Source organism: Enterobacter cloacae complex sp. IR5458 (genome assembly GCF_049238025.1).
GTDB lineage: Bacteria > Pseudomonadota > Gammaproteobacteria > Enterobacterales > Enterobacteriaceae > Enterobacter > Enterobacter kobei.
This window is the reverse complement of record NZ_JBMKIF010000013.1, coordinates 113,921-131,077: the sequence shown is the minus strand read 5'-3', so window position 1 is coordinate 131,077 and position 17,157 is coordinate 113,921. Positions and strand designations below refer to the sequence as shown.

The 17,157-nt window shown below is 55.6% G+C and carries 13 protein-coding genes; 7 read left to right on the top strand and 6 right to left on the bottom strand.

All coding sequences use genetic code 11. The features are described from left to right. Positions 1–229: 229 nt before the first annotated feature. From metA to aceK, 4 genes are all read left to right on the top strand, one after another. Entirely contained in the window at positions 230–1,159 is a 930-nt protein-coding gene (gene metA / locus ACOTYN_RS12965; protein ID WP_014882083.1) for a homoserine O-acetyltransferase MetA, read from the top strand. 270 nt (positions 1,160–1,429) lie between these two features. Beyond that, positions 1,430–3,031 (top strand): malate synthase A, encoded by a 1,602-nt coding sequence (gene aceB, locus ACOTYN_RS12960; protein WP_045281844.1) that lies wholly within the window; start codon positions 1,430–1,432, stop codon positions 3,029–3,031. Between the two features lie 31 nt (positions 3,032–3,062). Next, the gene (aceA, locus tag ACOTYN_RS12955; RefSeq protein ID WP_014882085.1) at positions 3,063–4,367 is read left to right on the top strand and encodes an isocitrate lyase; all 1,305 of its coding nucleotides are present in this window, start codon (positions 3,063–3,065) and stop codon (positions 4,365–4,367) included. A gap of 51 nt (positions 4,368–4,418) precedes the next feature. Then, a complete protein-coding gene (gene aceK, locus ACOTYN_RS12950) occupies positions 4,419–6,182 on the top strand; it encodes a bifunctional isocitrate dehydrogenase kinase/phosphatase (protein ID WP_332957863.1) in 1,764 nt (587 codons plus the stop codon). Here aceK and iclR read toward each other — a convergent pair. Next, positions 6,136–6,963, bottom strand: a complete 828-nt coding sequence (gene iclR, locus ACOTYN_RS12945; protein ID WP_139243852.1) for a glyoxylate bypass operon transcriptional repressor IclR — start codon at positions 6,961–6,963, stop codon at positions 6,136–6,138. The genes aceK and iclR overlap by 47 nt on opposite strands. A gap of 193 nt (positions 6,964–7,156) precedes the next feature. On the opposite strand from iclR, the gene metH reads away from it, so the two are divergent. Continuing rightward, complete coding sequence (metH, locus tag ACOTYN_RS12940; protein WP_045268802.1) at positions 7,157–10,840, top strand: methionine synthase; 3,684 nt, start codon at positions 7,157–7,159, stop codon at positions 10,838–10,840. 116 nt (positions 10,841–10,956) lie between these two features. Beyond that, positions 10,957–12,588 (top strand): Na/Pi cotransporter family protein, encoded by a 1,632-nt coding sequence (locus ACOTYN_RS12935; protein WP_014882089.1) that lies wholly within the window; start codon positions 10,957–10,959, stop codon positions 12,586–12,588. On the opposite strand, the gene ACOTYN_RS12930 is transcribed toward ACOTYN_RS12935, so the two are convergent. After that, a complete protein-coding gene (locus ACOTYN_RS12930) occupies positions 12,585–12,872 on the bottom strand; it encodes an addiction module antidote protein (RefSeq protein WP_047625021.1) in 288 nt (95 codons plus the stop codon). The two genes, ACOTYN_RS12935 and ACOTYN_RS12930, sit on opposite strands and share 4 nt — an antisense overlap. A gap of 5 nt (positions 12,873–12,877) precedes the next feature. Continuing rightward, the gene (locus ACOTYN_RS12925; protein WP_071922699.1) at positions 12,878–13,180 is read right to left on the bottom strand and encodes a type II toxin-antitoxin system RelE/ParE family toxin; all 303 of its coding nucleotides are present in this window, start codon (positions 13,178–13,180) and stop codon (positions 12,878–12,880) included. Between the two features lie 196 nt (positions 13,181–13,376). Here ACOTYN_RS12925 and rluF point away from each other — a divergent pair, with 196 nt between their 5' ends. Beyond that, positions 13,377–14,249 carry a 23S rRNA pseudouridine(2604) synthase RluF gene (gene rluF, locus ACOTYN_RS12920; RefSeq protein ID WP_032637776.1) on the top strand — a complete coding sequence of 291 codons (873 nt, stop codon included), beginning with the start codon at positions 13,377–13,379 and terminating at the stop codon, positions 14,247–14,249. Here rluF and ACOTYN_RS12915 read toward each other — a convergent pair whose 3' ends face one another. The 3 genes from ACOTYN_RS12915 to lysC all read right to left on the bottom strand — a co-directional run bounded on the left by ACOTYN_RS12915 (position 14,250) and on the right by lysC (position 16,950). Beyond that, positions 14,250–14,522 carry a DUF3811 domain-containing protein gene (locus ACOTYN_RS12915; protein WP_014882093.1) on the bottom strand — a complete coding sequence of 91 codons (273 nt, stop codon included), beginning with the start codon at positions 14,520–14,522 and terminating at the stop codon, positions 14,250–14,252. A gap of 41 nt (positions 14,523–14,563) precedes the next feature. After that, positions 14,564–15,508 carry a ketopantoate/pantoate/pantothenate transporter PanS gene (panS, locus tag ACOTYN_RS12910; RefSeq protein ID WP_014882094.1) on the bottom strand — a complete coding sequence of 315 codons (945 nt, stop codon included), beginning with the start codon at positions 15,506–15,508 and terminating at the stop codon, positions 14,564–14,566. Positions 15,509–15,600: 92 nt separating this feature from the next. After that, complete coding sequence (gene lysC, locus ACOTYN_RS12905; protein WP_023331779.1) at positions 15,601–16,950, bottom strand: lysine-sensitive aspartokinase 3; 1,350 nt, start codon at positions 16,948–16,950, stop codon at positions 15,601–15,603. Positions 16,951–17,157: the final 207 nt, after the last annotated feature.

Sequence of the window (17,157 nt, the reverse complement as noted above, 5' to 3'; positions counted from 1 at the left end):
AGCGCCGATGGTAGTGTGGGGTCTCCCCATGTGAGAGTAGGGAACTGCCAGGCATCAAACAAGAAGAACCCCGTACCGTAAGGTGCGGGGTTTTTTGCTTTGGGTTTTATTCCTCTCCTTGAAACTTTCTCACCTTCCTCTTGCAGACTCGACATTCAGGCCGGATCTCGGTATTGTTAGCTGTCTGGATGTCTAAACGTTTATACGTATGCTTTGAGGATTCAACGATATGCCGATTCGGGTGCAGGACGAGCTACCAGCCGTCAATTTCTTACGTGAAGAGAACGTCTTTGTGATGACGGCTTCACGCGCAACAGTTCAGGAAATTCGCCCGCTGAAGGTTCTTATTCTCAACCTGATGCCGAAAAAGATTGAAACAGAGAATCAGTTCCTGCGTCTGCTTTCAAACTCTCCGCTGCAGGTCGATATTCAGCTGCTGCGGATCGATGCGCGCGAGTCACGCAACACGCCTTCTGAGCACCTGAACAACTTTTACTGTAACTTCGATGACATTCAGGGTGAAAACTTCGACGGCCTGATTGTGACCGGCGCACCGCTCGGTCTGGTTGAATTTAACGATGTTGCCTACTGGCCGCAGATCAAACAGGTCCTGGAGTGGGCAAAAGATCACGTCACGTCCACCTTGTTTGTTTGTTGGGCGGTACAGGCGGCACTGAATATTCTTTATGGTATCCCTAAACAAACCCGCACTGAAAAGCTCTCCGGCGTATACGAACACCACATTCTTCATCCACATGCTCTGCTGACGCGCGGGTTTGATGATTCGTTTCTGGCGCCGCATTCGCGCTATGCCGATTTCCCGGCGCAGCTGATCCGTGATTACACCGATCTGGAGATCCTGGCCGAAACGGAAGATGGGGATGCATACCTGTTTGCCAGCAAAGATAAGCGCATTGCCTTTGTAACCGGGCATCCTGAATACGATCCGCATACCCTCGCGTCAGAGTATTTCCGTGATGTCGAAGCGGGTCTTAATCCGGATGTGCCGTACAACTATTTCCCGAAAAACGATCCACAAAACAAACCGAGAGCAACCTGGCGCAGCCACGGGAATTTGCTTTTTACAAACTGGCTCAACTATTACGTCTACCAAATCACGCCATACGATCTGCGACACATGAATCCGACGCTAGAGTAATCTTCTGCATTAAACGATCCTAAAGCGTTTCAGCTGTTCGCATCAGGCACCTTCGGGTGCCTTTTTTATTTCCGAAATTCTACTCAACATTGGGGAAAACTTTAATTTCATACTGATCAAGGAGTTAACGTTATAAATTAAATAAAATGGAAATTGTTTTTGATTTTGGAAAAAATAGAGATAGTCTTAATTCTGCTGAGCGAAAACTACACAACGATCTTTCGTTCGCATCGGGGGCGTGATTTTGGATCTTTGATGAGGAGCAGAGTAATGACTCAACAGGCAACGACGGTCGACGAACTGGCCTTTACCCAGCCGCATGGTGAGCAAGAACAGCAAATATTGACGGCAGAGGCGGTCGAATTTCTGACTGAACTGGTGACCCGCTTTACGCCGCAGCGCAATAAGCTGCTGGCAGCACGCATTCACCAGCAGCAGGAAATTGACGATGGCAAGTTGCCTGGGTTTATTTCGGAAACCGCTTCCATTCGCCGTGGTGAGTGGAAAATTCGTGGTATTCCTGAAGATTTACAGGATCGCCGCGTTGAGATCACCGGTCCGGTAGAACGCAAAATGGTGATCAACGCCATGAACGCGAACGTTAAAGTCTTTATGGCTGATTTTGAAGACTCGCTGGCACCGGACTGGCGTAAGGTTATCGAGGGGCAAATCAACCTGCGCGACGCCGTGAACGGCACCATCAGCTATACCAACGAAGCCGGGAAAATCTATCAACTTAAACCGAATCCGGCGGTGCTGATCTGTCGCGTACGCGGTCTCCATCTGCCTGAAAAACACGTCACCTGGCGTGGGGAAGCCATTCCCGGCAGCCTGTTTGATTTCGCGCTCTATTTCTTCCACAACCACAAAAACCTGCTGGCAAAAGGCAGCGGCCCCTATTTCTATCTGCCAAAAACGCAGGCTTGGCAGGAAGCGGCGTGGTGGAGTGAGGTGTTCAGTTATGCAGAAGATCGTTTCAACCTGCCACGTGGCACCATCAAAGCCACCCTGTTGATTGAAACGCTGCCTGCGGTTTTCCAGATGAACGAAATTCTGCATGCCCTGCGTGACCACATCGTCGGCCTGAACTGTGGGCGTTGGGACTATATCTTCAGCTATATCAAAACCCTGAAAAATTATCCCGATCGTGTACTGCCCGATCGTCAGGTCGTCACTATGGATAAGCCGTTCCTGAGCGCCTACTCGCGCCTGCTGATCAAAACCTGCCACAAGCGCGGTGCCTTTGCGATGGGCGGCATGGCGGCATTTATTCCGAGCAAAGACGCGGAGCGTAACAATCAGGTGCTCAACAAAGTGAAGGCCGATAAAGAGCTTGAAGCGCGTAACGGTCATGACGGAACGTGGATCGCCCATCCGGGCCTCGCAGACACGGCAATGGAAGTCTTTAACCGCGTACTCGGTGACAATAAAAATCAGCTCTTTGTTACGCGCGAAGAGGATGCGCCAACGGCTGAAGAACAGCTGCTGGCACCGTGTGCAGGTGAACGTACGGAAGAGGGCATGCGCGCCAACATTCGCGTTGCGGTGCAGTACATCGAAGCGTGGATCTCCGGCAACGGCTGCGTGCCGATCTACGGCCTGATGGAAGATGCCGCCACGGCGGAAATCTCCCGCACCTCTATCTGGCAATGGATCCATCATCAAAAAACGCTCAGCAACGGCAAGCCGGTGACCAAAGCCCTGTTCCGCCAGATGCTGGCCGAAGAAATGCGGGTGATCCAGGACGAGTTGGGCGAACACCGATTCAGCAGCGGACGTTTTGACGATGCTGCACGCCTGATGGAACAAATCACCACCTCAGATGACTTAATCGACTTCCTGACCCTGCCGGGCTACCGCTTCCTGGCGTAACTCACCACATAACAATATGGAGCATCTGCACATGAAAACCCGTACCCAACAAATCGAAGAACTGAAGAAAGAATGGACACAACCGCGCTGGGAAGGCATTCGTCGTCCGTACAGCGCGGAAGAAGTGGTGAAATTACGCGGCTCGGTCAATCCGGAATGCACGCTGGCGCAAAATGGCGCGGCGAAAATGTGGAAGCTGCTGCACGGTGGTTCCAAAAAGGGTTATATCAATAGCCTCGGGGCGTTGACCGGCGGTCAGGCACTGCAGCAGGCGAAGGCCGGTATTGAGGCTGTCTATCTTTCCGGCTGGCAGGTTGCGGCGGATGCCAACCTGGCATCCAGTATGTATCCGGATCAGTCCCTCTACCCGGCGAACTCCGTGCCGTCGGTGGTTGATCGAATCAACAACACCTTCCGCCGTGCGGATCAGATCCAGTGGGCGGCAGGCATCGAACCCAACGATCCGCGCTTTATTGACTACTTCCTGCCGATCGTCGCGGATGCGGAAGCGGGTTTCGGCGGCGTGCTGAACGCGTTCGAGCTGATGAAATCAATGATTGAGGCCGGTGCAGCGGCAGTTCACTTCGAAGATCAGCTGGCATCGGTGAAGAAGTGCGGACACATGGGCGGTAAGGTGTTGGTTCCGACCCAGGAAGCGATTCAGAAGCTGGTTGCCGCGCGTCTGGCGGCAGACGTGCTCGGCGTGCCGACGCTGGTCATTGCCCGTACCGATGCGGATGCGGCTGACCTGATCACCTCTGACTGCGATCCGTACGACAGCGAGTTCATCACCGGTGAGCGCACCAGTGAAGGGTTCTATCGTACCCATGCAGGCATCGAACAGGCGATCAGCCGTGGCCTGGCGTATGCCCCTTACGCCGACCTGGTCTGGTGTGAAACCTCCACGCCGGATCTGGCGCTGGCAAAACGTTTTGCCGATGCCATTCATGCGAAATATCCGGGCAAACTGCTGGCCTATAACTGCTCGCCCTCCTTCAACTGGCAGAAGAATCTGGATGATAAAACCATCGCCAGCTTCCAGCAGCAGCTTTCTGACATGGGCTACAAGTACCAGTTCATTACCCTGGCGGGTATCCACAGCATGTGGTTCAACATGTTCGACCTTGCACATGCTTATGCGCAGGGTGAAGGCATGAAACACTACGTCGAGAAGGTTCAGCAGCCAGAATTCGCCGCCGGAAAAGAGGGTTATACCTTCGTTTCTCACCAGCAGGAAGTGGGTACGGGCTACTTCGACAACGTGACCACCATCATTCAGGGCGGTGCCTCCTCCGTCACCGCCTTAACGGGATCAACCGAAGAAGCACAGTTCTAATCGTTTCCCCCTCTCCCCCCTCGGGGAGAGGGTTGGGGTGAGGGGGAATATATGTCGCGTGGCCTGGAATTACTGATTGCTCAAACTATTTTGCAGGGCTTCGATGCCCAGTATGGTCGTTTTCTTGAAGTGACATCCGGTGCGCAACAGCGCTTCGAACATGCAGACTGGCATGCGGTTCAGCAGGCCATGAAGCAGCGTATTCACCTTTATGACCACCACGTGGGTCTGGTGGTGGAGCAGTTGCGCTGTATTACCGATGGTAAAAGCCCGGATGCGGACTTTTTACTGCGCGTGAAAGAGCACTACACCCATTTATTACCTGACTACCCGCGCTTCGAGATTGCGGAGAGCTTTTTCAACTCCGTCTATTGCCGGTTATTTGACCACCGCTCATTATCTCCTGAGCGGTTATTTATCTTCAGCTCTCAGCCTGAACGACGATTTCGTGCTATCCCACGTCCGCTGGCGAAAGATTTCTTCCCGGAACGCGGGTGGGAGAAGCTTTTGCACCGTGTGCTAACCGATTTGCCGCTGCGTTTGCCCTGGGAGAATAAAACCCGGGATATAGGTTATATCCACACCCACCTGCGCGAAACCTTCGGCGAGGCGTTACTCGGCCGCAGCCACTTGCAGGTTGCCAACGAGCTTTTCTACCGCAATAAAGCCGCCTGGCTGGTAGGAAAACTGGTCACGCCATCGGCCATCGTACCGTTTCTGCTACCCATCCATCGCACAGATGACGGGGAACTGTTTGTCGATACCTGCCTGACCACCAGCGCCGAGGCCAGCATTGTATTTGGCTTCGCCCGCTCCTATTTCATGGTGTACGCACCGTTGCCTGCCGCGCTGGTGGAATGGCTGCGGGAGATCCTGCCGGGCAAAACCACCGCCGAGCTGTATATGGCGATTGGCTGTCAGAAGCACGCTAAAACGGAAAGCTATCGGGAATACCTGCGTTATGTCACCACCGCAGATGAACAGTTTATCGAAGCGCCCGGCATTCGCGGCATGGTGATGCTGGTATTTACGCTTCCGGGGTTCGACCGCGTATTTAAGGTCATTAAAGACCGCTTCGCGCCGCAGAAAGAGATGACCGCCGCGCACGTCCGTGCCTGCTATCAGCTGGTCAAAGAGCATGACCGTGTCGGACGTATGGCGGATACTCAGGAATTCGAAAACTTTGTGCTGGATAAACAACAGATCGACCCGGCGCTGATGGCGCTTTTGCTCAAGGAAGCATCGGGGAAAATCATCGATCTTGGCGACAAAATCGTGATTAGCCATCTTTACATCGAGCGCCGCATGGTGCCGCTGAACATCTGGCTGGAGCAGTCCGAGGGTCAGGCGCTGCGCGATGCTATAGAAGAATACGGTAACGCGATTCGCCAGCTTGCCGCAGCCAATATTTTTCCGGGCGATATGCTGTTTAAAAACTTCGGCGTCACGCGCCACGGGCGAGTGGTGTTTTATGATTACGACGAGATTTGTTACATGACCGAAGTGAATTTCCGCGATATCCCGCCGCCTCGTTACCCGGAAGATGAACTGTCTGGTGAACCGTGGTACAGCGTTTCGCCGGGCGATGTCTTTCCCGAAGAGTTTCGCCACTGGCTGTGCGCCGACCCGCGCATCGGGCCGCTATTTGAAGAGATGCACGCCGACCTTTTTCGTGCCAGCTACTGGCGTGGGCTGCAAACGCGGATCAAAAACGGGCATGTGGAAGATGTGTACGCTTACCGCCGCAAGCAGCGGTTTTGCATCCGGTTTAACGAATCCCACCATACGCCAGCGTCACCTCTTTCGCCGCCTTAATCACCAGCGCACCTAACTCGGTAACGCGGTCGTCGGTCATGCGCGAAATCGGCCCGGAGATAGAGATGGCGGCAAACGGCTCGCGGTGCTCGTCAAAGATACAGGCCGCGATACAGCGCAGACCCAAAGCATGTTCTTCATCATCAAATGAATAGCCACGCTTGCGGGTTAACGCCAGATCCTCTTTCAGATGCACCGGCGAAACCAGCGTGGCATGGGTATAGGCGTGCAGCCCTTTACGATGCAGCAGCACTGTCACCTGATCTTCGCTGAGCTGAGACAGAAACGCTTTTCCTGCCCCGGACGCATGCATCGGCAGCTTACCGCCAATCGGCGCGGACATACGCATCAGCTGCGTGCACTGCACCTGATCGATAATGATTGCCTGATGATCGCTCTGATCAAGCACCGCCAGGTTTACCGTCTCGCCGGAATCTTCCATCAGCTTGCGCAGAATCGGATGCACAATCGCCAGCAGATTGCGGCTTTGCAGGAAGCTGCTGCCAACGATAAAGGCATGTGCGCCCACCGCCCAGTGTCCCAACTCGCCGACCTGGCGGACAAAGCCCAGCTGCTGCATAGTGGTCAGCAGGCGGTGCGTGGTGGAGTTCGGCAGGCCAGCCTGCTGGGCCAGCTCCGTCAGGGCCACGCTGCTGTGCGACTCGGCTATCCACTCCAGCAGCTTCAGACCGCGCGTGAGCGATTGAACCTGTCCGCCGGGTTGGGCGGCGGTAGTGGCAGCAGGTTTTCTGCCGCGTTTGGCGGGAACGGTCGCGACCATGACGATCTCCTTTTTCTGTATCGTGGAAATCATTTTCGTTTTATTTGGTGATTTTGCAACCTTTATCCTGACTGATCGGAGGAGTGATGGTGAACATGTCTCATGTTACTGCTGTGTGACTTTTCCACCCTGCGAGATTGTGCCAGTATGGAACGCAGCCTTTTGGCCTTGTTGAGCGTTGTCGGGAGCAAGTGTGAGCAGCAAAGTAGAGCAACTGCGTGCGCAGTTAAATGAACGAATTCTGGTGCTGGACGGCGGCATGGGCACGATGATCCAGGGCTATCGTCTGAGTGAAGACGATTTCCGCGGCGAACGCTTCGCTGACTGGCCTTGCGATCTGAAAGGTAACAACGACCTGCTGGTGCTCAGCAAGCCGTCCGTCATTAAGGATATCCACAATGCCTACTTCGAGGCAGGGGCGGATATCGTTGAAACCAACACCTTTAACTCGACAACCATCGCCATGGCGGATTACCAGATGGAATCCCTGTCGGCGGAGATCAACTTTGAGGCGGCTAAACTGGCTCGTGCCTGCGCAGATGAATGGACTGCCCGCACGCCGGACAAACCGCGCTACGTTGCCGGGGTGCTTGGCCCAACCAACCGCACCGCATCAATCTCACCGGACGTCAACGACCCGGCATTTCGTAATATCACCTTTGACCAGCTGGTCGCTGCCTACCGTGAATCGACCAAAGCGCTGGTGGAAGGCGGTTCCGACCTGATCCTGATTGAAACGGTTTTCGACACCCTCAACGCCAAAGCCGCGATTTACGCGGTGAAAGAGGAGTTCGAGGCACTGGGCGTTGACCTGCCGATCATGATTTCCGGCACCATCACCGACGCTTCCGGCCGTACCCTGTCCGGCCAGACCACAGAAGCGTTTTATAACTCCCTGCGCCACGCGGAAGCGCTCTCCTTTGGCCTGAACTGTGCTCTGGGGCCAGATGAACTGCGCCAGTACGTGCAGGAGTTATCGCGCATCGCAGAATGCTATGTCACCGCGCACCCGAACGCCGGTCTGCCCAATGCCTTTGGTGAATACGATCTGGATGCCGACACCATGGCGGCGCAAATCCGCGAGTGGGCTGAATCTGGCTTCCTGAACATTGTTGGCGGCTGCTGCGGCACCACGCCGGAACACATTGCCGCCATGAGCAACGCCGTGGCCGGGCTGCCGCCGCGTAAGCTGCCTGAGCTTCCCGTTGCCTGTCGTCTTTCTGGTCTCGAGCCGTTGACCATTGGTGACGACAGCCTGTTTGTGAACGTGGGTGAGCGGACTAACGTTACCGGTTCCGCGAAGTTCAAACGTCTGATCAAAGAAGAGAAATACAGCGAAGCGCTGGACGTCGCCCGCCAGCAGGTGGAAAGCGGCGCACAGATTATTGATATCAACATGGACGAGGGGATGCTCGACGCCGAAGCGGCGATGGTGCGTTTCCTCAATCTGATTGCCGGCGAGCCGGACATTGCCCGCGTGCCGATCATGATCGACTCCTCCAAATGGGAAGTCATCGAAAAAGGGCTGAAGTGCATTCAGGGTAAAGGCATCGTCAACTCTATCTCGATGAAAGAGGGCGTTGATATCTTTATCCACCACGCGAAGATGGTCCGCCGCTACGGTGCTGCCGTGGTGGTCATGGCCTTCGACGAAGTGGGCCAGGCGGATACCCGCGAGCGTAAAATTGAGATATGCCGCCGCGCGTACAAGATTTTGACCGAAGAGGTGGGTTTCCCGCCGGAAGACATCATCTTCGACCCGAACATTTTCGCCGTCGCGACCGGGATTGAAGAGCATAACAACTATGCCCAGGACTTTATCGGCGCATGTGAAGACATTAAACGTGAATTGCCGCATGCGTTAATCTCCGGCGGCGTGTCGAACGTGTCGTTCTCGTTCCGCGGCAACGACCCGGTGCGTGAAGCGATCCACGCCGTGTTCCTCTACTACGCCATCCGCAACGGGATGGACATGGGGATCGTAAACGCCGGCCAGCTGGCGATTTACGATGACCTCCCTGCCGAGCTTCGCGACGCGGTAGAAGATGTGATCCTTAACCGTCGCGACGACGCCACCGAGCGCATGCTGGACCTCGCGGAGAAATACCGCGGCAGCAAAACGGATGAATCGGCCAACGTTCAGCAGGCCGAGTGGCGTTCCTGGGACGTGAAAAAGCGTCTGGAATATTCGCTGGTGAAAGGCATCACCGAGTTTATTGAGCAGGACACCGAAGAAGCGCGCCAGCAGGCAGCCCGCCCGATTGAGGTGATCGAAGGCCCGCTGATGGACGGCATGAACGTGGTCGGCGATCTGTTCGGCGAGGGAAAAATGTTCCTGCCGCAGGTGGTGAAATCTGCCCGCGTGATGAAGCAGGCCGTGGCCTATCTGGAGCCGTTTATCGAGGCCAGCAAAGAGAAAGGCTCCAGCAACGGCAAGATGGTCATCGCCACCGTGAAGGGCGACGTGCACGACATCGGCAAGAATATCGTCGGCGTGGTGCTGCAGTGCAATAACTACGAAATTATCGACCTCGGGGTAATGGTCCCGGCGGATAAAATCCTCAAAACCGCGCGTGAGGTGAATGCCGACCTGATTGGCCTTTCCGGGCTGATCACGCCGTCGCTGGACGAGATGGTCAACGTGGCGAAAGAGATGGAGCGTCAGGGCTTCACTATTCCGCTGCTGATTGGCGGAGCGACCACCTCGAAAGCGCATACGGCGGTAAAAATCGAACAGAACTACAGCGGCCCGACGGTCTATGTGCAGAACGCCTCGCGCACCGTAGGCGTGGTGTCCGCGCTGCTCTCCGACACTCAGCGCGATGACTTCGTGGCGCGCACCCGCAAAGAGTACGAAACCGTCCGCATCCAGCACGGTCGTAAGAAACCGCGCACGCCGCCGGTTTCACTTCAGGCGGCGCGCGATAACGATCTGGCGTTTGACTGGTCGAGCTATACCCCGCCAGTTGCGCACCGTCTGGGCGTGCAGGACGTCACCGCCAGCATCGAAACGCTGCGTAACTACATCGACTGGACGCCGTTCTTCATGACCTGGTCGCTGGCGGGCAAATATCCGCGCATCCTCGAGGATGAGGTGGTAGGTGAAGAGGCGAAGCGGTTGTTTAAAGATGCCAATGACATGCTCGACAAGCTGAGTGCAGAGAAATCCCTCAATCCGCGCGGCGTGGTGGGGCTGTTCCCGGCGAACCGCGTGGGTGACGATGTGGAAATCTACCGCGATGAAACCCGCACGCATGTGCTGACCGTGAGCCATCACCTGCGTCAGCAAACGGAGAAAGTGGGCTTCGCTAACTACTGTCTGGCGGATTTCGTCGCACCGAAACTGAGTGGCAAAGCCGACTATATCGGCGCCTTTGCGGTAACCGGCGGACTTGAAGAGGATGCGCTGGCGGAAGCATACGAAGCGCAGCATGATGATTACAACAAAATCATGGTCAAAGCGATTGCCGACCGCCTGGCGGAAGCCTTCGCTGAGTATCTGCATGAGCGCGTACGTAAGGTGTACTGGGGCTACGCGGCCAATGAAAACCTCAGTAACGAGGAGCTGATCCGCGAAAACTACCAGGGCATTCGCCCGGCGCCGGGCTATCCGGCCTGCCCGGAGCACACCGAAAAAGGCACCATCTGGAAACTTCTCGATGTTGAGGCCCATACGGGGATGAAACTCACCGAGTCGTTTGCCATGTGGCCAGGTGCTTCTGTTTCCGGCTGGTATTTCAGCCACCCGGACAGCAAGTACTTTGCCGTGGCGCAGCTACAGCGCGATCAGATCGAAGATTACGCCCTGCGCAAAGGCATGAGCGTGTCAGAAGTCGAGCGCTGGCTGGCGCCTAATCTCGGCTACGACGCCGACTAAAATCACTTTTCCTTACAACAAACAGGGCGCTCATGGGGCGCCCTGTCTCTTTCTTACGTTTAAACCCTTATACTGAACCTAAGGAAAATGAATAACGATAAGGAGGAAAACCTTCCGTGCTGACCCTGTTACATCTGCTCTCCGCAGTCGCACTGCTCGTTTGGGGGACCCATATCGTCCGTACCGGCGTGATGCGCGTCTTTGGTGCTCGTTTACGCACCGTTCTCAGCAGCAGCGTTGAGAAGAAGCCGCTCGCCTTTTGTGCGGGGATAGGCGTCACGGCGCTGGTTCAGAGCAGTAATGCCACCACCCTGCTTGTCACCTCCTTTGTGGCACAGGATCTGGTGGCGCTCGCGCCGGCACTGGTGATCGTGCTGGGGGCCGACGTGGGTACCGCGCTGATGGCGCGTATTCTGACGTTCGATCTCTCCTGGCTGTCGCCGCTGCTGATTTTCATTGGCGTCATCTTCTTCCTCGGGCGCAAACAGACGCGTGCCGGGCAGCTTGGGCGCGTGGGGATTGGCCTGGGGCTGATCCTGCTGGCGCTGGAGCTGATTGTGCAGGCGGTCACCCCCATCACCGAGGCCAACGGCGTTCAGGTCATCTTCGCCTCTCTGACCGGTGACATCATGCTGGACGCGCTGATTGGCGCGGTGTTTGCCATCGTCAGCTATTCAAGCCTGGCAGCCGTATTGCTGACGGCCACGCTCACCGCTGCCGGGGCGATCTCCTTCCCGGTGGCGCTATGTCTGGTGATTGGTGCGAACCTGGGGTCTGGCCTGCTGGCAATGCTCAACAACAGTGCCGCCAACGCTGCGGCTCGCCGCGTGGCGCTCGGCAGCCTGCTGTTTAAGCTGGTGGGTAGCCTGATTATCCTGCCGTTTGTGCACCCGCTGGCGAACCTGATGGATAACCTCTCACTGCCGAAAGCGGAGCTGGTGATCTATTTCCACGTTTTCTATAACCTGGTGCGCTGCCTGGCGATGGTGCCTTTTGCGGGGCCGATGGCCCGCTTTTGCGAACGACTCATTCAGGATGAACCGGAGCTGGATGCGCGCCTGAAACCGAAGCATCTGGATACCTCCGCGCTGGATACCCCGGCGCTGGCGCTGGCGAATGCCGCCCGCGAGACGCTACGCATGGGTGATGCGATGGAAACCATGCTCGAAGGGCTGCAGAAGGTGATGCACGGCGAACCGCGCGAAGAGAAAGAGTTGCGCAGGCTGGCGGACGATATCAACGTGCTTTATACCGCCATTAAGCTCTATCTGGCGCGTATTCCGCAGGATGAACTGGCGGAAGAGGAGTCTCGCCGCTGGGCAGAAATCATCGAGATGTCGCTCAACCTGGAGCAAGCCTCCGATATCGTGGAGCGTATGGGGAGTGAGATTGCAGATAAGTCACTGGCAGCACGTCGGGCATTCTCCATTGAGGGCCTGAAGGAGCTGGAAGCGCTCCACGAACAGCTGTTGAGCAACCTGAAGCTGGCGATGCTGGTCTTCTTCTCCAGCGACGTGCCGAGCGCGCGCCGCCTGCGTCGTAACAAGCATCGCTTCCGCATCCTCAACCGTCGCTACTCGCACGCCCACGTTGAGCGTCTTCACCAGCAAAACGTGCAGAGTATCGAGACCAGCTCCCTGCACCTGGGGCTGCTGGGGGACATGAAGCGTCTTAACTCGTTGTTCTGCGCGGTGGCCTATAGCGTGATGGAACAGCCGGATGAAGATGACGAGCGGGACGAGTATTAATTCTCAACATGCTTGAGAGTTAGCTCGAGGCCCAGCGCTTTCATAACCGCCATTGTGGTTTTAAGCGTTGGGTTACCCTTATCACTGAATGACCGATAAAGCTGCTCTCGTGATAAGCCGGTATGCTGTGAAATGCTTGACATTCCTTTGGCTCGCGCGACAACGCCAAGGGCTTTAGCGATATACGTCGAGTCACCTGTTTCTAGTGCATCAGCTATAAATACTGCGATTTCCTCGTCATCTACCAGTGCGTCGGCTGGATCATAAGGTGTTAATTTACTCATGTGCATTACTCCAGCAGAATGAATGTCTTGGCCAGCATTTTTGCCATCAGTATGTCTTTATCCTGGCTGCTTTTATCGCCGCCACTTAACAGCACGATGATGCAATCCCCTATTTGTTTAAAATAGATTCTGTAGCCCGGGCCATAGTGGATTCTTAGTTCACTTATCCCTTCACCCACGGATTTAACGTCGCCCTTTAAGCCATATGACAATCGAAAGAGCCGAGAAGCGATAATGGTTTTCGCTCGCCGATCTTTCAGGTTTTGCTCCCAGCGTCGGAAGGATTCTGTCTGAACGATCTCCTTCATAGTACTCCCTGTGATTTATAAACTACAAACACTTTTGCCTGATGAGCAAAATAAAAGGAGTAAGTAAATGGGTAAATGACAGGTTGCTCAATCCTGAAAGCCTCTCGCAAACTAAAGAACACGTCTCAGTTACCGTCGGCTAATCTTTTTTTCCAGCCCAAACCTAAGGTATATTTCGCCCTTCACAGGAGAAACTATGCTGCCAACTCAATCAACCCGATTAAACAAATACATTAGCGAGAGCGGGATCTGCTCACGTCGCGAGGCTGACCGTTACATTGAACAAGGTAACGTGTTTCTTAACGGCAAACGCGCCACCATCGGCGATCAGGTGGTGCCTGGCGACGTGGTCAAAGTGAATGGTCAGGTCATTGAACCGCGTGATGCAGAAGACCTGGTGTTTATCGCGTTGAATAAACCGGTTGGGATTGTCAGCACCACGGAAGACGGTGAGCGAGACAACATCGTTGATTTCGTGAACCACAGCAGCCGCATCTTCCCGATTGGCCGTCTGGATAAAGATTCGCAGGGGCTGATTTTCCTCACCAACCATGGCGATCTGGTGAACAAAATCCTGCGAGCCGGTAACGACCATGAGAAAGAGTACATCGTTACGGTAAACAAACTGGTAACGGACGAGTTTATCCGCGGGATGAGCGCAGGCGTGCCGATCCTGGGCACGGTGACGAAGAAGTGTAAGGTCAAGAAAGAAGCGCCTTTCGCGTTCCGTATTACCCTGGTACAGGGCCTAAACCGCCAGATCCGCCGCATGTGCGAGTACTTCGGTTATGAAGTGACGAAGCTTGAACGTACACGCATCATGAACGTTAGCCTGTCCGGGATCCCGCTGGGCGAGTGGCGTGACTTGACGGATGACGAGCTGATTGAGCTGTTCAGGCTTATCGAAAACTCGTCGTCAGAAGCGAAGCCGAAGGCTAAGGCGAAGCCGAAAACCCAGGCGATTAAACGCCCGGTGGTGAAGGCGCCGCAGGCGGAAGAGAAAGGGCGAGGCAAGCCGGGTAACGGTAAGCGATTTACCCAGCCGGGTCGTAAAAAGAAAGGGCGCTGATTAGCGCCTTCCACGGGTTGACGTGCTGGCGGACCAGGAGAAGGTCGCCTCTGCATCCGGTTTATAAGCCTGCTCTTTTTTCAGTTTGCGGGCTTTCTTCGCCGCAGCGTCACGTTCCGCCATCAGCTTGTCGATGTACTCTTTTTTCACCTGATTGGTTTCGGCGTTCGTCAGCGTGCGGCCATGTGCAATGCGGGCGCGGTCGAGAAGCGTTTTCAGTTCGCGCTGCTCGGCTTCCGTCATGTCTTTCTGGGTCAAACGTGGTGTAGCCATTGCTGAAGCCTCCTGAGGGGGAGGCTTCAGTGTAAAGCAATTCAATCCTGTTTCACCGCTTCTTTTTTCGTTTGTGCATTAATCGGTTTGCCGGACCAGTAGCCCGCCAGCAGCGAACCTGAAAGATTGTGCCACACCGAGAACAGGGCACCCGGCAGGGCCGCCAGCGGCGAGAAGTAAATTTTGCCAAGCGCCGCCGCCAGACCGGAGTTCTGCATCCCGACTTCAATCGCCAGCGTGCGGCAGGTGGATTCGTCGAAACCAAACAGCTTCCCGCCCCAGTATCCTCCCAGCAGGCCGATGGTGTTATGCAGCACGACTGCGACGATCACCACAAAACCGACGGAAGCAATGTGCGAGGCAGAACCCGCCACCACGGCGCTGATGATGGCCAGAATGCAGACCATCGAAAACGCAGGCAGGTAGGGCTCAACGGCTTTCACCACGCGCGGGAACAGATGGTGAATGACCAGCCCCAGTGCAATCGGGATCACCACAATCTGCAGAATGCTGAGCAGCATCCCCATCACGTCCACCTGAATATGCGCGTCCACGTACAGGCGGGTTAACAGCGGCGTGGCAATCACGCCCACCAGCGTGGAAACGGATGAAATGGTAACGGAGAGGGCTACATCCCCTTTAGCCAGATAGATCATGACGTTAGACGCCGTGCCGCTGGCGACGCTGCCCACCAGCACCATTCCGGCAGAGAGATCCGGCGGCATCTTAAAGGCCATCGCCAGCAGCCACGCCGCGAGCGGCATCACCAGGTAATGCAGGAAGATACCCGCAGCAACCGGAGCCGGGCGCGACAGCACGCGTTTGAAATCGTCGATTTTTAAATGCACGCCCATGCCGAACATAATCAGCATCAGCAGCGTGGCGACCCATGGACCAATACCGGTGAACGTGGCGGGCGTGTAATACGCGAGTACAGAGAGCAGCAGCGCCCATATGGGGAACAGCCGGGTGATAACGGATAACATATTGATTCCTTGCAGTATTGTCGTGTTGTTTTGTTATGAAAAAGCCGGGTCTGTGCCCGGCTTATCGATATTGTTTAACGTGCTAACGAATTTTATTCAAACAAATTCTGATGAAGTTTCTGCACAACCTGCTCAGCCTGATCGGCAGGGACCAGGAAACAAAGGTTGTAGCTGGAGGCACCGTAGCAAATCATGCGGATGTTGAACGGGTCGAGCACACCAAACACCTCTTTGCCCACGCCGCAGGCGCGCGACAGCTTGTTGCCAATGATGGCCACCAGCGCCAGGTTTTCTTCTACTTCCACGCGGCACAGCTCGGACAACTCAATCAGCAGCGACTGCGTCAGCAGGGTATCGCCGGTGGAGGTCGAGCCGGTGGTGTCCAGCGTCAGCGCAATGCTCACTTCGGAGGTGGTGATGAGGTCTACGGAGATATTGTGACGCGCCAGAATGCCAAACACCTCTGCCAGGAAACCGCGGGAGTGGAGCATATTGTGGCTATGCAGCGTCACCAGCGTCTGGCGACGGCGCAGAGCCAGCGCACGGAACAGCGGTGGGTTTTCCGTTTTCTTGCAAACCAGCGTGCCGCCCGCTTTAGGATCTTTACTGGAGCCCACGAAGACCGGAATATCGCTGCGCACGGCAGGCAGCAGCGTAGCCGGGTGTAGCACCTTCGCGCCGAAGGTGGCCATTTCCGCCGCTTCTTCAAACGCGATCACATCAATACGTTTCGCCGCGGAAACCACGCGCGGGTCGGTGGTGTAGATACCCGGCACGTCAGTCCAGATATCCACACGGGTGGCATGCAGAGCTTCACCCAGCAGAGCCGCGGTATAGTCGCTGCCGCCACGGCCCAGCGTCGTCGTGCGACCTTTGGCTTCGCTGCCGATAAAGCCCTGGGTGACCACCATGCCTTCAGCCAGGCGCGGGGCCAGTTGCTGGTTGGTGAGCTCAGCCAGCATCTCAACGTCCGGTTCAGCGCGGCCAAAACGGTCACTGGTGCGCATCACTTTACGCACGTCAAACCACTGCGCCTGAACGTTACGTTCGCGCATGATTTCAACAAACAGCAGGGTAGACATCAATTCACCGTGGCTGACCAGTTCATCGGTCAGGGCGGTGGAGGTGGCCAGAGACGCTGCTTCTGCCAGGGTGGTGATATTTTCCAGCAGGCGTTCCACTTCTTCACGGATCACGTTTGGATTTTGCAGACGCTCAAGGATGTCGAACTGAATTTTGCGCAGTGCATCCAGCTTCACGAAACGTTCTGTCGCTTCCAGTCCTTCAGACAGAGAAACCAGCAGGTTCGTCACGCCAGCGGATGCGGAGAGCACCACCAGGCGGGTATTCGGATCGGCCAGCACCACATCGGCGCTGCGGTTCATGGCATCGTAGTCGGCCACACTGGTGCCGCCAAACTTGGCGACCACAAAACTCGTCATAACAACCTCGTGTCAGGGAATGAATAAGCGACCTTGGCACAAGAGTGAAACGAAAACAGGTGCAGGCGCAAAATACGGCCCTATAAATAAAATGCGGGGGAGGTCCTGTCAATGCTGGGATTATGCGGATTTTTTATGGGGGGGTACCCCTGAGAAACAGGACTTATAACAGGGCCATATTTTATGCTCCGTTTTACCCCCTTTTGA

What these genes read in the sequence shown, in the direction of transcription:
- rluF (WP_032637776.1), top strand. Translation starts at nt 13,377, where the DNA reads ATGCTGCCAACTCAATCAACCCGATTAAACAAATACATTAGCGAGAGC.
- ACOTYN_RS12925 (WP_071922699.1), bottom strand. Translation starts at nt 13,180, where the DNA reads ATGAAGGAGATCGTTCAGACAGAATCCTTCCGACGCTGGGAGCAAAAC.
- aceK (WP_332957863.1), top strand. Translation starts at nt 4,419, where the DNA reads ATGTCGCGTGGCCTGGAATTACTGATTGCTCAAACTATTTTGCAGGGC.
- aceB (WP_045281844.1), top strand. Translation starts at nt 1,430, where the DNA reads ATGACTCAACAGGCAACGACGGTCGACGAACTGGCCTTTACCCAGCCG.
- iclR (WP_139243852.1), bottom strand. Translation starts at nt 6,963, where the DNA reads ATGGTCGCGACCGTTCCCGCCAAACGCGGCAGAAAACCTGCTGCCACT.
- panS (WP_014882094.1), bottom strand. Translation starts at nt 15,508, where the DNA reads ATGTTATCCGTTATCACCCGGCTGTTCCCCATATGGGCGCTGCTGCTC.
- metA (WP_014882083.1), top strand. Translation starts at nt 230, where the DNA reads ATGCCGATTCGGGTGCAGGACGAGCTACCAGCCGTCAATTTCTTACGT.
- ACOTYN_RS12930 (WP_047625021.1), bottom strand. Translation starts at nt 12,872, where the DNA reads ATGAGTAAATTAACACCTTATGATCCAGCCGACGCACTGGTAGATGAC.
- lysC (WP_023331779.1), bottom strand. Translation starts at nt 16,950, where the DNA reads ATGACGAGTTTTGTGGTCGCCAAGTTTGGCGGCACCAGTGTGGCCGAC.
- ACOTYN_RS12915 (WP_014882093.1), bottom strand. Translation starts at nt 14,522, where the DNA reads ATGGCTACACCACGTTTGACCCAGAAAGACATGACGGAAGCCGAGCAG.
- aceA (WP_014882085.1), top strand. Translation starts at nt 3,063, where the DNA reads ATGAAAACCCGTACCCAACAAATCGAAGAACTGAAGAAAGAATGGACA.